Genomic DNA, 14,077 nt, shown 5'->3' on the forward strand with positions numbered 1-14,077 from the left:
AGGGTCGGGGCATGAGCTTCACGAATATGCCAACTTTTTTACCGGGCCTCGAACTCTCCCGCCGTTTCTACACAGAGGCCGTCCGCCCCCTCCTCGAAGACGCCGCCCCCGACATCCCGCACTCCGCCGCCCGCATCGGCAGCGGCTCCGAGGTCCTCGGCTACGACACCCCGCGCTCGACGGACCACGAATGGGGCCCGCGTCTCCAGCTCTTCCTCCGTCCCCGGGACGTCCCCCGCCACGCGGGCCGCATCAGACACCACCTGGCCGAGCACCTCCCGAAAACCTTCCACGGCTACCCGACGAACTTCGCCCCGACGCCCGACGGCGAAGTCCGAGTCATGAAGAGCACAACCGGCCCGGTCCACCACAGGGTCGAAGTAACCCACACCACGGCCTGGTTCAGGGCAACGCTCGGCTTCGACCCCACCCACGACATCACCACGACCGACTGGCTGACGACCCCCACCCAGCTCCTGGCCGAGGTCACGGGCGGCGCGGTCTTCCACGACGGCCTCCACGAACTCGGCCCTCTGCGCCACACCCTCCGCTGGTACCCCCGAGACGTGTGGCTCCACGTCCTGGCCGACCAGTGGAACCGCATCTCCCAGGAGGAAGCCTTCGTAGGCCGCTGCGGCGAGGTGGGCGACGAACTCGGCTCGGCGATGGTCGCCGCCCATCTCACCCGCCACCTGATGCGCCTGTGCCTCCTGATGGACCGCCGCTACCCCCCGTACAACAAATGGCTGGGCACGGCCTTCGCCCGTACGACGGCCGGCCACCGTCTGATCCCGGTCCTGACGGCGGCCCTCTCGGCAACGGACTGGCACACGAGGGAGAAACACCTCACCTACGCCTACGAAGCGGCAGCCGGCATCCACAACGAACTCGACCTGACCGACCGCGTGGACCCCACCACCCGCCCGTACCACTCCAGACCCTTCCGAGTCCTCCACGCCGAACGCTTCACCAAAGCCCTCACGTCCCGCATCACGGACCCGACGCTGAAGGACCTGCCCAACGACATGCGAAAGCCCAGGCCGGATGAAATCTGACCTGGGCGTTTCTGGCTGAGCCCCCTGCCGGATTCGCCCAGTGCTCCGTCCACACCAGGACGGTCCCTGCCGCGCCGTCCGCTCACGTCACCTGCCTGTCAGTCGCCTCAGGGCCGCTCCTGCGCGGGAAGGCCCGCCGGGCCGGCTCGGCGCATGGCTCGGTAGAGGGCGTCGTCGTGGGGTGGGTCGGGCAGGGGGCCGCGGGCGGGGGCCTGGAAGGACTGGATCAGCAGGGCGACGAAGCGACGCCAGGTATCGGGCGCGAACTCACCGGCGAAGTTGACGACGCCGGCGTTGGCGATGAGCAGGAGGATGAGGTCCTGGCTGGCGAAGTCGTCGCGCAGGTGTCCGCTGTCCTTGGCACGGGTGATGAGTTCGAGGAAGCCGTGGTACGCCTCGGCACGCCGGGCCTCGAAGGCTTCGGCGGCGGGGAAGGTCATGGTCAGTACGTCGGCGAAGCCGCGGTCTGCGGCCTGCATGGCGCAGATGGCCTCGATGAAGCCGGTGAAGCCGCCCCAGGGATCAGGGTCGTCGAGGGCTTCGTCGACGGCGGTGACGTAGGCGTCCATGCGGTCGGCGAAGACGGCGGCGACCAGCTCCTCCTTCCCGGGGAAGTGGCGGAAGAGCGTGGCGACCCCCACTCCCGCCTCCCGGGCCACGGAGGCCATCGAGGCACCCAGCCCGTCGCGCCCGAACACCGTGCGCGCGGCGGCGGTGATCCGTCCTCGGTTGCGCTCGGCGTCGCTGCGCAGGGGCTGTCCGTCGGGGTGGTGGGCGGTGGGGGTCATGATGACCACACTACCAATCGGAACGCCCTATCCATTTTTGGTGTTACGCTGCCGGAGACAAACGGACAGGGCTTTCCGTTTCGAAAACGGAACGGCCTATCCGGATACCGGGTGGTGCCGACGCCGCAGGTGCTCGCGCCGCAGGCAAGGACCGCCCCCACCGCATCCAACGCTTTACGGAAGGATCGTTGTGACCAGCATCGCCATCGTCGGAGCCGGCCCCCAACTGGGCCTGGCCATCGCCCGCACCTTCGGCTCACAGGGCTTCGATGTCGCCCTGATCTCCCGCAACCGCGAGAAGCTCGACGGCCTCGCGGGCAAGCTCAGCGCGGAGGGCATCACCGCCGCCGCGTTCACCGCGGACGTGCTCGACCGCGACGCACTCAGCCAGGCACTCAAGGACGCCGCGGCGAAGTTCGGCGGGATCGATGTCCTGGAGTTCTCCCCGGTGGGGACGTTCGGCTCCACCGTTCTGACCACCCCCGCCGAGACCGAACCGGCGAATGTTCAGCACGAGATCGAATTCCAGCTCTACGGTGCGATCGCCGCCACCAAGGCGGTGCTGCCGGCGATGCGGGAGGCCGGGGCGGGCACGTTGCTCTACACCACCGGAGCGGGCTCCATCGACCCCGTGCCGCAGGTCGGCAACGTGAACGCCGCCGCCGCGGCGCTGCGCAACTGGGCGATCAACCTGCACAAGGAACTGGACGGCACCGGCATCCAGGCCGCCCATGTCGGCATCGACGTATCGATCGGCACACCGGCCGTCCCCGGCTTCCCGACCGCCCAGCCCGAGGAGATCTCCCCCGTCTACTGGGAGCTGCACACCACCAGGCGCGACCAGGCCGAACTCGTCTTCAGTCTCTGAGAACCGTGGCCGGCCAGTGGCCAAGGGGGCGCGGCCAACGTTCACCCGGCGGCCGCGTCCGGGCCAGGGGCTCGCGGCGGGCGCTCGCTCCGCGGCGGACCGTCGACGACCAGGTCGTAGGAGTGCTCGACCGCATCGTTGATCAGCCGCTTCGTGATGCCCCGCCCGGGCCGCAGCGAGATCCAGTGCCTCTTGTCGAGGCAGCGTCCTGGAGGCGGTCACCGGCCGCGCTCACCGGGCCGCCCGCGTGCTGGTGCCGTAGGTGTGCGGGTCGACGGGCTGCTCGGCCTTGGGCAGGTGGGAGACGACGAGCAGGTAGGAGTCGGTGACGAGTTCCCTGACGAGCTCGTTGTCGACGCCGGTCCCGCCCTCCAGCGTGATCCAGTGTTTCTTGTTCATGTGGTAGCCGGGGGTGATGTGGCTGTTGTGTTCCCGGAGAGCCTGGGCCTCGCCGGGGTCCGCCTTGAGGATCACGACGGGGCGCCCGGGGACCTCGGTCATCAGCATGAACACCTTGCCGCGCACCTTGAAGACCTCCCAGTCCTGGCCGAAGGGATGCTCCAGCTGGGCTGCGGGAAGTTCCTGCGCGCACTCGGCGGCGAACGTCTGCAGGGGCGATCCGTTCATGAGTGTTTCCTTCCTCGGGGCCCGGCGAGGGACGGGACGCGGGCCTGTCACCGGTGCTGTGCGGTGCGCAGCTCGTCGGTGTACCGGGCGAGGGCCTCCTCGGCCGTGGGGACGGGGCCGAACAGCTGCTCCTGGCGCCTGGAGTCGGCGACGTAGCGTCCGGTGTCGAACCAGCCGAACATCGCGGCCATGTCCTTGACCACCGGGTTGAAGCGGCCGACGACGGCTCCTCCGGCACGGACGACGACGGAGGGGACGGCCCACACCTTGATCTTCCTTCCGGCCCGGTGGCCCATCGCGTCGGCCACCTCGCGCATGCTGACCGGACGGTCCCAGCCGATGTCGATGCGCTCACCGTCGGCGGCCTGGGCGTCGACGGCGGCCGCCAGGTAGGCCGCGAGATCGGAGGTGCGGACGAAGGTCAGCGGGACGGTGGCCTTGGACATCCAGATCAGGCGGCCCTTGTCGAGCGGGTTGCCCGCCATGGTCGCGACCTGGTCGAGGAACGCCCCCGGGCGCAGGGCGATGAACGGGACGCCGAGCTGTTCGAGCTTGTCCTCGGCGAGCTTCTTGTGCCAGAAGTGCGGGACTTGGGGTGTCTGGTCGCTGGTGAGGATGCTGGTCAGGACGAACCGCCGGATGCCGGTGCGGTGGGCGGCCTCGGCGAGGTTGGCGTTGCCGACGGTGTCGATGTCATTGGCGTTCTTGCCGCCGCGGGTGTAGCCGGCGGCGGTGGTGATGACGGCGTCGGCGCCGTTCATGGCGGCGACGAGCGAGCCGAGGTCGAGCATGTCGCCGCGGGCGATCTCGACACCCCGCTTTTCGAGTCCGCTCGCGTCGGTGGTCGGCCGGACCAGGGCGCGGACGTTCTTGCCGCGCTTGAGCAGTTCGTCGACGACCTTGCCCCCGAGGGAGCCGGTCGCGCCGACGACGAGGACGGGGAGGGTGGTGGTCATGGGTGTCTCGCTCTCCATCAGGTCAGTGGTGGGGGGGAGGAAATGGGTGGGCGGGGCCGTGGCCTGTAGGAGCTTGCGGAGGTCGACGTGAACGGGACACGGGTGATGCGGTCGTCTCGATATGCACCCTGGCCGGCGACGGGAAAGGGCTCGCCATCCCCGTGGGAGGGGTGTTGCCGTCTCCCACGGACGGGTTCCGCCTGCCCGCACCGGGACAGCTCGTGCTTGCCCCTGACGCTGAGGCCCCGCTCAGCCCGTTCTCCCTGACGTACCGGGGTGAGCGGGGGTCGCGCCACATCCGCCGGCTCGGCACACCGGGCTTTCCGGCAGTCGGGAGCCTGGCTCCGTCCAGCACGTGCCTTCGTGCGGCTGAGTGCGCTGCAGCACGGTCCACTTCGCAGGAACGCCGGAAGCGATGTGCGCTCCAGGCCGGAACCGGCGTGCAGGCCGAGGGGAGTTACTCGGACTCTTCCCGCGGCAGCGTGCGGCTGTTGAGCGCGTCGGCGATGGCGTAGGCGGTGCGGACGAAGGACTCCGCCTGCTGCGCCGAGAGGTCCCGTGCGGAGGTCTCCTCCAGGGTCCGCCACATGGCTGCCAGGGGCTCGCGCATCGCCCGGCCCTTGTCGGTGAGGTGGACGACCAGGACGCGTCGGTCATGTGCGGCCGGCTCACGGATGAGCAGGCCGGCGTCCTGCATGCGGCGCAGGGACTTGGAGACGGTGGAGTGGTCCAGGCCGACGCTGTCGAGCAGCTCGGACTGGGTCTGGCCGTCCCGGTCGAGGAGCTGCATCAGCAGCAGTTCCTGTCCGAGATGCAGGTCCATCTCGCGGAGCATGGCGGCGGCGGAGGCGCGGTGTGCGCGGGCGAGCTGGAAGATCGCGTAGCTCATCGGTCCTGTGCCGGCCGTCGTGGGGATGCGAGGTTCGGGGGTGGGCATGGTTCGGTTCCTCAGCCAGTGTGAGTGGGGTAGTCGGTGCGGCCGGCCGCTCTGCCGCCTGGGGAAGCGAAGGGCGGGCGTGCTCAGCCGACGGTCAGGACGCGCTTGCCCTGCACGTACCCGGCGTCGCTGGCCTGCTGGTCGAACGGGTAGGTACTGACGGTGGTGACGAGCTTGCCGGCTCTGGGAGCTTACGACTGGGGCCGCTCACTGTGCGGGCAGCCAGACGGTCGCCCACCCACCGGCACGTCCGACACCCAGCTCCGTGAGACGCCTTTGTCAGGACTTCTTGAGCCAGCGTTGCAGCGCCTCGGGCACGTTCGTCGGATGTGAGCTGAAGCTCAACCGGATGTCGGGCTGGAGGTCGATGAGCACGTTGACGATCCGTTCGAACAGGACGGTGTACTCCGGGACGTTCTTGATGCCGCCGCCGATGAGCACCACCCCGAACGAGCGCCCGTCGAACAGTCGGCGCAGCTCGGCCTCGGCCTCGTCGGGGTCCAGGCTGACATAGCCCTCCTCACCGTCGATGCCTGTCGCTCGGAGCGCAGCCCAGTTGCGCTTCCTCATGGCGACCAGCTCTTCGAGCGTCGCAACCCCCGGCGGGAAATCGTCCGGCGAAAGCGCATCAGGGGTGATGCCGAGGGTCAGCACGCGTTGATTGATCGGGGGCTTCACTTGAGAGTTCTCGTGGGACATGGGGTCGCTCCTCCAAGGCAATATGGCCCCCTCTGACGGCACACCCATGGGGTCTCCTCAGGTCTGTGGGGGAAGTTCAAGAGAAAGTGTGGCTAGCCACACGACTACCGTACCAGCGATCGTGTGGCTAGCCAAGTATTTGCGGACGCGGGGCCGAGGTGGCTACCTCGGCCCGCTTCGGGGTGTACCGATCGCCTGCACGCCGCCCACGTGAACGAACACGGCGACCGCCAGGGCGTGAGCAAGGAGCAGCACCCCTCGGTGCCACGGTCTACCGCGTCCCCGCCGGTCGCCGAGATGCGCGGCGGCGGCCTGCTCCGGCTGATGGTCGTTGAACGCCTGCTCGCAGAACGCGATGACGAGCGCCTTGTTGTCGGCAGCGGACACGAGCTCTCCGGCCACCTGGGTGCCGGGTCGTGCGTCAGACGGTCATGGCGTCGCGGACGAGCGCCGTGTCGACGAACTGCTCGAAGCGGACGATGCGTCCCGCGCGTACGACGAAGTGGTGGGCGACGCGGACGTCGATCGACTTCCCGGTCGCCTTGTTGGTCGCGGTGTAGCGGGCGAGGACGACGACGTTCTCCCCGTCGACGACGTAGGTGTCGTCGTGAGCGGTCCAGCCGTCCCAGTCCTGGCCCAACTTCTCCATCACGCCCGCGGTGACGCCCTCGGGGGTCCGGTACGTGCCGGCGAGGGGGAAGCCCGCCATCTCCGTCCACTCCACGTCGGGAGCGAGGGTGGCCCGAAGCGCCTCAAGGTCACCTGCCGCGGAGGCGAGGTACTGGCGGCGTACGACATCGGCGGGGGCGGTGGAGGTCGCGAACTCGGCCATGGTCAGCCCCACTTCATCTCGCCCTTGGCGACCTTCGCGCCGATCTGGGCGGCGATCAGCATGCCGTTGTCGGGGTAGCGCTTGACCAGTGCCTCGGTCAGGGCCGCACCGTCGGCCGCCGTGGCGAGCTCCTCCTCGAAGGCGAGGAGGTACTCGCGGGTGGCGGTGATGGCGGACGCGTCCGCCGCCGTACCGGGCAGACGATGACCAGGGACGACCAACTCCGGCTGCAGCGCGGCCATTTCGTCCAGCAGGCCGATCCACGCGGCACGGTCGCCCGGGGTGGGGGTGTCGGCGACCCAGACGTGCTCCTGCTGGAAGAGCAGGACGCCGCCGAGGAGGGCACGCTGCTCGGCCTGCCACAGGTAGTGGCGGTCGGGCAGCGCGGCCGGGCCTCCCTTGAGCTCGAAGCGGTGGCCCTCCAGGGTGAGGTCACCGGTCAGCGCGGTCAGCTCGACCAGGCGGGTGGGCAGGTTCGGGCCGAGCGTGGCCCACGCCTTGAGCTTGCCTTCGTAGGAGTGCTGGATGTGCTCGATGACGATCGGGGTGGCGACGAAGGCCGCGTCGGGGAAGGCGTCGGCGATCACCTCGGCACCGAAGTAGAAGTCGGGGTCGGCGTGGCTGACGAAGACGGTGGTCAGCTTCTTGCCGGAGTCGAGGATCTCGGCGGCGAGGCGGTGGCCGTCGGCGCGGGTGAAGCCGGCGTCGACCAGGAGAGCGTCGTTCTCGCCGGTGACGAGGGTGGCGGTCTTGTTCTTGCTGCCGGCCGGGAAGTCGAGGTCGAGGACCTTGAAGGAGAGGCTGCTCATACGGGGGCTCCTTTGTGCGGGGGGGTGGGGTGGGGGCAGGGGAAGATCAGTGGGCGGCGAAGCGTGCGTCGACCTCGTCGGCGGTGGCTTGGCCGTAGGCCAGCGGGGTGACGGAGTCGCCGTCGACGGCCAGCAGCGTGGGGAACCCGGTGACGCCGAGCTGGACCGCGCGGCGGAAGTCGGCGTGGGCCGCGGTCTGTGCGTCGGGCGCTTCGAAGGCGGCTACGACGGCATCCGCGTCGAGCCCGGCGGCCTGGGCGACCGTCCGGTAGGTGGCCGCCTCGGACAGGCTGCGTCCGTCGACGTAGAAGGCGGCCTGCAGAGCCGCGGCCAGCTCCGCCGCGCGGGCCGGTGCGACCTGGCGCAGGGCTGCGACGCCGCGGGCGGCGGCCTCGGAGTCCATCACGAACGAGCCGTCGGCGATCAACTGCTCGTAGGCCGCGCCGAACTCGGCGCCGGTCAGCTCGGTGATCTTGGCGTTCGCGCCCTGGACGTAGCCGAACTGGCGGATGGGCACCTGCCGCGATCCGGTGAACAGGCCACCGGAGACGACCTCGACCGGCAGTTCGGGGTGACGGGCGGCGACCTCGCTCAGTGTTCCGGAGAACCCGTGCGACCAGCCGCAGTAGGCGTCGAAGACGTAGACGAGCTTCATCGAAGACCTCGGCAGGGATGTGCGCCCGCGGGTTGCGAGCGATTCACCTGACAGAACAGTAACTGACGCGTCAGATATTTCAAGGTTCGTGTGAGGTGAGGCACATAGGTGTGGCTGACCACGTCATTACACCAGCGTGGCCGCTGGTCCGCAGGTCAGGGCAGGCGGGGCAGCAGGTCCCGCGCCGTGTGGCTGAGGATGCGAAGGTCCTCCGCGAACCGCTTCCAGTCCGCCGTGGGCAGCGGGTCCACGAGGTACTGCTTGATGTTCTCCAGGTGCACCCGGGACGCGCGTACGACCGTCTCCTCCCCCAACGGCGTCAGCCGCACCAGCTTTCCGCGCCGGTCGTCGGGGGAATCCGCGCGCGTCACGAAACCCGCGGCCTGCATGCGATCCACCAGCCGGGTGGCACCACCGGTGGTCAGCACCTGCTCCTGGGCGATGGCACGCATGGAAAGCCCCGGCTCACCCGCGCGCCCGAGGATCAGCAGCACCTCGAAGACCAGATGGCTGATGCCGCACTCCACCTCCAGCGCCCGGCCGAGGATGTACTCCAGCCGGTTCGCCGCCCCCTGCAGACGCCCGAACGCCAAGATGAGCTCGTGATCCGCGGCCTCCTTCGCCGTCCTGATCTCCGCTTCCTCACCCACGGCAGCGCCGCCCCTCTCGTCGTCCCGACACCACCGTACCGATCACGTAGGGACGTCCAGGACAGCCGAGTCCGCTGGGCCCGTCGCACGACGGCAGCCCCACCCATTCTCACGGCGCCATACCGCTCCTGGGCGAAGCTTCGGCGTTTCTATCGCCAGCCGTCGAGGGAGACTTACGGACCTCCGCTCCAGCGCAAGTCCGAGACGGAGAAGGCGAAAGCCCAGGCCAAGGCGAAAAAGAACAGGGCGCGGAAGAAGCCCAAGAAGTAGGGCACCGAGCCGCTCCGCTCACGCATCGCTCACGCAAGCCGTCCCACGGCACCCCAGCCGTGTGACCCGCAATGCCCCGAGCAACACAAAAGGCCAGGTCACGGGCAATGTGACCTGGCCTTCGAAGGAGCCCCCTGTCGGATTCGAACCGACGACCTACGCATTACAAGTGCGTTGCTCTGGCCAACTGAGCTAAGGAGGCCTGCGCGATACGTGCGTACCCGACAGGACGTACCCGACGGGACGTATCCCGTACCCGCGTGCCCGGGACGTGCGCGATCACGTGCCCGTGCAGTGTACCCAGGTCCCCCACCGCCCCCTGTCGAAAATTTCCTCGAAGTTCACATGGGTCCAGGTACTGACAGACCAGGCAAACGCCAGGTACCGTCCTGACCCAGTTCACTCGCGTGGACTACACCACCACCTTCCTACAACGGATCGTCCGGCACGTTCCTGCCGGTAGAAGGGGGCCCTTCATCATGGCCACTGTTTCGTTCGACAAGGCGACCCGGATCTACCCGGGCACCGAGAAGCCCGCCGTCGATGGTCTGGAGATCGAGGTCGGGGACGGCGAGTTCCTCGTCCTCGTCGGTCCGTCCGGCTGTGGCAAGTCCACCTCGCTCCGGATGCTCGCGGGGCTTGAGGACGTCAACGCCGGCGCCATCCGCATCGGTGACCGCGACGTCACGCACCTGCCGCCGAAGGACCGGGACATCGCCATGGTGTTCCAGAACTACGCGCTGTACCCGCACATGACGGTCGCCGACAACATGGGCTTCGCGCTCAAGATCGCCGGCGTCAACAAGGCCGAGATCCGCCAGAAGGTGGAGGACGCGGCGAAGATCCTCGACCTCACGGACTACCTCGGCCGCAAGCCGAAGGCCCTCTCCGGCGGTCAGCGCCAGCGCGTCGCGATGGGCCGCGCCATCGTGCGTGAGCCCCAGGTCTTCCTCATGGACGAGCCGCTGTCGAACCTCGACGCCAAGCTCCGCGTCTCCACCCGTACGCAGATCGCCTCGCTGCAGCGCCGCCTCGGCATCACCACCGTCTACGTCACCCACGACCAGGTCGAGGCCATGACGATGGGCGACCGGGTGGCCGTACTGAAGGACGGTCTGCTCCAGCAGGTCGACAGCCCCCGCAACATGTACGACCGCCCCAAGAACCTCTTCGTGGCCGGCTTCATCGGCTCCCCCGCCATGAACCTGATCGAGGTCCCGATCACCGACGGCGGCGTGAAGTTCGGCAACTCGGTCGTCCCGGTCAACCGCGAGGCGCTCAAGGCCGCCACCGACAAGGGTGACCGCACGGTCACCGTCGGCGTCCGCCCCGAGCACTTCGACATCGACGAGCACAACGGCGAGGCCGCGAAGTCCCTCACGAAGGACTCCGAGGACGCCCCGGCGGGTCTCGCCGTCTCCGTGAACGTCGTCGAGGAGCTGGGCGCCGACGGTTACGTCTACGGCAGCGCCAAGGTCGACGACAACCTCAAGGACCTGGTCGTCCGCGTCAGCGGCCGCTCGGTGCCGGAGAAGGGCTCCACGCTCCACGTGGTCCCCCGTCCGGGCGAGATCCACGTGTTCTCGACCTCCACGGGCGAGCGACTCACCGACTGATCGGTTCTCACCGACTGACCGGTTCTCATTGACCGATCGGTTCTCACCGACTGGTCAAACGTTCCCAGGAAGGGCCCCGCGGTTCGCCGCGGGGCCCTTCCCGTTGCCCGCGGACACCCGAACGTGTCGACAAATACCCCGGCAGAGCGGTCATTTCGAGCAGCGTTCGTCAACCCCCTACCCAATCCGAGGCACCGATCCATCCCCCGAATTGGTGACTAAATGTCGCCAAATCATTACCGGACGCTACCCTCACACGCGTGAAGCACTCCAATAACCAACAGCCGCGACGCGGCCGGGGCCCCGCCCGCCGGGTCGGCCGCACGCTCGCCCTCGTCCTGCCCGTCGTCATGGTGCTCTCCGGGACCCTCGCGGTCACCCGGGTCAACTGGTCGGGGAGCCCCTCCAGCTCGATGCTCACCGCGACGGACGTCACGGCGGCCGGAGCCTCCTCCAGGGCCGCCGCACGCGCCCCGCAGGACATCCTGCGCGACCAGCTCATGACCGAGCTCCAGGACAAGAACCCCGGCGTCGTCCTGACGCACCTCCAGGAGGCGGTGAACGGCCACCCGTCGCTCGCCACGCACTGCACCTCCATCGCCCGCGCACTGGGCCGCGCAGCGGTCCGTATCTACGGCGCCGCACGCGCCCAGTCCTACGCCCGCCCCGTGTGCGACACCTCGTTCGCCTCCGGGGTCATGGCCGCGCACAGCTGACCGGAGCCGGTGCCCGCAGGAGCAGGTCGGAGTAGGAGGTCGGTAACGGCTGATTAAGGAACGGTTGCAGCCGAAAGATGCGGTGGGGCCGCCACGTACAGTTCGGGTCATGACCGATCCGAACGCCACGTCGCGCCCCACCCAAGCCGTGATCCTGGCCGGTGGCCAGGGATCCCGGCTGCGCCCGTACACCGACGACCGGCCCAAGCCGATGGTCGAGATCCCCGGCACGGGGACGCCGATCATCGGCCACCAGCTCGTCTGGCTCGCCGAGGAGGGCGTGACCGACGTGGTGGTCAGCTGCGGGCATCTCGCCGAGGTGCTGCAGGACTGGCTGAAGACGGCCGACCTGCCGGTCGACGTGACCACGGTCGTCGAGACGGAGCCCCTGGGCCGCGGCGGCGGCCTCAAGTACGCCGCCGCGCACCTGCCCCGCCCGGACAGCGCCTGGTACGCCACCAACGGCGACATCTGGACCCGCTTCTCGCTGCGCGACATGGCCGACTTCCACACCGAGCGCGATGCCGTCGCCACGATCGCGCTGGCGCGGCCGCGGATCCCGTGGGGCGCCGTGCAGACGGACGGCTTCGGGCGCGTCACGGACTTCATCGAGTCGCCGCCGACGCAGTACGCGATCAATGCGGGGGTGTACGTCTTCTCGCCCGAGTTCGCGGGGTTGCTGCCGGAGCGGGGGGATCACGAGCGGACGACTTTCCCCCACCTTGCGCGTGAGCGGCGGTTGGCCGGGTTCCCTATTCCGCAGGGGGCTTACTGGCGGGCCATCGACACCGCGAAGGACCTCAGGGAAGCCGCCAAGGAGCTTGCCGCGCTTGGCCGTTGAGTGATGGCCGTACAAAGGCAAACCGCAGAGGGCCTGCACTGAAAAGTGCAGGCCCTCTCTCTGTGGGTCAGCCGGTGGGCGACTGCTTCAACAAGCCACCCACCGGCCCAGTTACCCCAACAGGCCGCCCACCAGGCCCGGCTGGCCGGAGGAGGACGAACCCCCGGTGCTGGAGCCGCCGTTGGAGCCGGTGCCGCCGCTGGTACCGCCGCCGGACGTGGGTCCTGAGGTGGTGCTGGGGGCCTGGCCGGCCGGGGAGGACTGCTGGGGCTGGGTGCGGCCCGCGGTGCCCTGGGTCTGGCTGGGGGCGCCGCTGGTGGCCGTACCGGAGGAGGAGTGGGTCGCGCCCGGAGTCGTCGCGGCACCCGACGGCTTGGCCGAAGTCGCGTGCTGGGACGGCGACTTGGACGCCCTGGGGCTGCTGCTGTGGCTCTTGGTCGGTTCGCCCGGGAGCGGGGCGCCCGGCAGTTCGTTGCGCGGGGCCTCGCCGGGACCGGGGACGACCACGCGGCTGGAGTCGCGGACCGCGCCGCCGAGCAACGAGCCGACGAGCAGGGTGAGTCCGATGACCACGGCCGTGACGAGGGCGCCGCGGCGCAGGACGTAGCGGCGCAGCTCCCAGATGTCGGCGGGGGGTCCGAGGCGGCGCCAGGCGCTGCCCGCGAGGCGGCCGTCGACGGAGTAGACGGGGGCGCCCGCGATGATCAGCGGCGACCAGGCGGCGAGATAGATGATGTCGGGGGCGTCGTAGGCCGGGACGGTCTTCCAGCTGACCGTGACGATCAGTGCCGCGGAGAGCAGCGCGCCGAAGACCGCGGCGACCCGCTGCCACAGGCCCAGGATCGTGAGGACGCCCACGATGACCTGCGCGAAGGCGATGACGAGGCCGGAGCCGACCGGGTGCTGGAGCGCGAACTGCCGTAGTGGCTCGGCGACTTCCCACGGGTGCAGGGTGTTGAGCCACTTCACCATGGAGCCGCGTTTGCCGCCGTCGAAGTAGACGGGGTCGCACAGCTTGCCCATGCCGGCGTAGATGGAGATGAAGCCGAGGAAGATGCGGAGCGGGAGGAGGACGACCCCGAGGTTCATGCGGCGGCCGGGGTAATAGGCGTGCCGTACGGGCTCGTTGGGGTTGCGCCGGGTGCGGCGCTCCTGCTCCGCGCCCTCGAAGTCCTCGAACTCCGGGTCCTCGTAGGCGGGTTCGTCGTAGGCGCTGCCCACCGTCCGCATGGGCGGCAGGAGTCGGGTCTCGCCGGTGTCGTGGTCGCCGCCGCGCTGGGCGCCGACGACCGGGGTCTCGATGGTCTGCGCGGTCAGGTCGTCGTCGTAACCGCCGCTGCCGACACGGGGGATGACCTGCGTGGCTCCGGCGTCGCCGGCCGGTTCGTCGCCGTGACGGACGCCCGTGCCGCGCACGGCCTGGAGCAGCCGGTGGGCGCCGGTGTCGTCCGGTGCGGACTTGCCGCTCCAGACGACGGGCCGGCGGCGCGCGCCGGCGGCGGGGATCCGGCCGGGGGCCTCGGTGGCGCTCAGGTGCCGTGCGATCCGCGGCGACGGGGGACGCGACGAGGCGCCCAACTGCACGCGGAAGCTCGCATGATTGACGATGATCTGCGCCGGATCGCTCGGCACCTTCACCATGCTCAGCGCGGGAGCGTCGTCGAAGCCCGACGGGCCGTCCCCCGTGGGTGTGCGGGGTGTTCTGGTGTCCACACTCATCTAACCGAGTGACGTGTGTTTAGGACACTGCTTTGACTC

Annotated in this window: 16 protein-coding genes and 1 tRNA gene; 5 read left to right on the plus strand and 12 right to left on the minus strand. The window is 69.4% G+C overall.

All coding sequences use genetic code 11. The features are described 5' to 3' along the window. Window positions 1–11: 11 nt before the first annotated feature. On the plus strand, window positions 12–1,055 hold the full coding sequence (locus OG496_RS26545) for a DUF4037 domain-containing protein (protein ID WP_405972656.1): 1,044 nt from the start codon (window positions 12–14) through the stop codon (window positions 1,053–1,055). Window positions 1,056–1,162: 107 nt separating this feature from the next. Here the strand turns inward: OG496_RS26545 and OG496_RS26550 are convergent, their stop codons facing one another. Then, complete coding sequence (locus tag OG496_RS26550; protein ID WP_405972657.1) at window positions 1,163–1,843, minus strand: TetR/AcrR family transcriptional regulator; 681 nt, start codon at window positions 1,841–1,843, stop codon at window positions 1,163–1,165. Window positions 1,844–2,033: 190 nt separating this feature from the next. On the opposite strand from OG496_RS26550, the gene OG496_RS26555 reads away from it, so the two are divergent. Then, the gene (locus tag OG496_RS26555) at window positions 2,034–2,711 is read left to right on the plus strand and encodes an SDR family NAD(P)-dependent oxidoreductase (RefSeq protein ID WP_405972658.1); all 678 of its coding nucleotides are present in this window, start codon (window positions 2,034–2,036) and stop codon (window positions 2,709–2,711) included. Between the two features lie 231 nt (window positions 2,712–2,942). On the opposite strand, the gene OG496_RS26560 is transcribed toward OG496_RS26555, so the two are convergent. From OG496_RS26560 to OG496_RS26605, 10 genes are all read right to left on the minus strand, one after another. After that, on the minus strand, window positions 2,943–3,338 hold the full coding sequence (locus tag OG496_RS26560) for an MmcQ/YjbR family DNA-binding protein (protein WP_405972659.1): 396 nt from the start codon (window positions 3,336–3,338) through the stop codon (window positions 2,943–2,945). 47 nt (window positions 3,339–3,385) lie between these two features. Next, window positions 3,386–4,294 (minus strand): SDR family oxidoreductase, encoded by a 909-nt coding sequence (locus tag OG496_RS26565; protein WP_405972660.1) that lies wholly within the window; start codon window positions 4,292–4,294, stop codon window positions 3,386–3,388. 457 nt (window positions 4,295–4,751) lie between these two features. Next, window positions 4,752–5,231, minus strand: coding sequence for a MarR family winged helix-turn-helix transcriptional regulator (locus OG496_RS26570; protein WP_405972661.1), 480 nt, complete (start codon window positions 5,229–5,231; stop codon window positions 4,752–4,754). A 279-nt stretch (window positions 5,232–5,510) separates the two neighbouring features. Beyond that, window positions 5,511–5,930: a hypothetical protein gene (locus OG496_RS26575; RefSeq protein WP_329252382.1), complete on the minus strand. Its 420-nt coding sequence runs from the start codon at window positions 5,928–5,930 to the stop codon at window positions 5,511–5,513. A 162-nt stretch (window positions 5,931–6,092) separates the two neighbouring features. Beyond that, window positions 6,093–6,317, minus strand: a complete 225-nt coding sequence (locus tag OG496_RS26580) for a hypothetical protein (protein ID WP_405972662.1) — start codon at window positions 6,315–6,317, stop codon at window positions 6,093–6,095. A gap of 34 nt (window positions 6,318–6,351) precedes the next feature. Continuing rightward, the gene (locus OG496_RS26585; RefSeq protein ID WP_405972663.1) at window positions 6,352–6,762 is read right to left on the minus strand and encodes a nuclear transport factor 2 family protein; all 411 of its coding nucleotides are present in this window, start codon (window positions 6,760–6,762) and stop codon (window positions 6,352–6,354) included. 2 nt (window positions 6,763–6,764) lie between these two features. Beyond that, a complete protein-coding gene (locus OG496_RS26590; protein WP_405972664.1) occupies window positions 6,765–7,571 on the minus strand; it encodes an MBL fold metallo-hydrolase in 807 nt (268 codons plus the stop codon). Between the two features lie 46 nt (window positions 7,572–7,617). Next, the gene (locus tag OG496_RS26595) at window positions 7,618–8,226 is read right to left on the minus strand and encodes a DsbA family protein (protein WP_405972665.1); all 609 of its coding nucleotides are present in this window, start codon (window positions 8,224–8,226) and stop codon (window positions 7,618–7,620) included. 155 nt (window positions 8,227–8,381) lie between these two features. Beyond that, on the minus strand, window positions 8,382–8,876 hold the full coding sequence (locus OG496_RS26600; RefSeq protein WP_329347800.1) for a MarR family transcriptional regulator: 495 nt from the start codon (window positions 8,874–8,876) through the stop codon (window positions 8,382–8,384). Window positions 8,877–9,274: 398 nt separating this feature from the next. Beyond that, window positions 9,275–9,348: transfer RNA gene (locus tag OG496_RS26605), tRNA-Thr, on the minus strand. Between the two features lie 277 nt (window positions 9,349–9,625). On the opposite strand from OG496_RS26605, the gene OG496_RS26610 reads away from it, so the two are divergent. From OG496_RS26610 to OG496_RS26620, 3 genes are all read left to right on the plus strand, one after another. Continuing rightward, window positions 9,626–10,762: a sn-glycerol-3-phosphate ABC transporter ATP-binding protein UgpC gene (locus tag OG496_RS26610; protein WP_366496670.1), complete on the plus strand. Its 1,137-nt coding sequence runs from the start codon at window positions 9,626–9,628 to the stop codon at window positions 10,760–10,762. A gap of 260 nt (window positions 10,763–11,022) precedes the next feature. Next, complete coding sequence (locus tag OG496_RS26615; RefSeq protein WP_033281255.1) at window positions 11,023–11,478, plus strand: hypothetical protein; 456 nt, start codon at window positions 11,023–11,025, stop codon at window positions 11,476–11,478. Between the two features lie 109 nt (window positions 11,479–11,587). Then, the gene (locus OG496_RS26620) at window positions 11,588–12,319 is read left to right on the plus strand and encodes a nucleotidyltransferase family protein (protein ID WP_366496668.1); all 732 of its coding nucleotides are present in this window, start codon (window positions 11,588–11,590) and stop codon (window positions 12,317–12,319) included. 111 nt (window positions 12,320–12,430) lie between these two features. Here OG496_RS26620 and OG496_RS26625 read toward each other — a convergent pair whose 3' ends face one another. After that, on the minus strand, window positions 12,431–14,038 hold the full coding sequence (locus tag OG496_RS26625; RefSeq protein ID WP_405972666.1) for a DoxX family membrane protein: 1,608 nt from the start codon (window positions 14,036–14,038) through the stop codon (window positions 12,431–12,433). Window positions 14,039–14,077: the final 39 nt, after the last annotated feature.

It is taken from the genome of Streptomyces sp. NBC_00988, assembly GCF_045162645.1.
GTDB lineage: Bacteria > Actinomycetota > Actinomycetes > Streptomycetales > Streptomycetaceae > Streptomyces.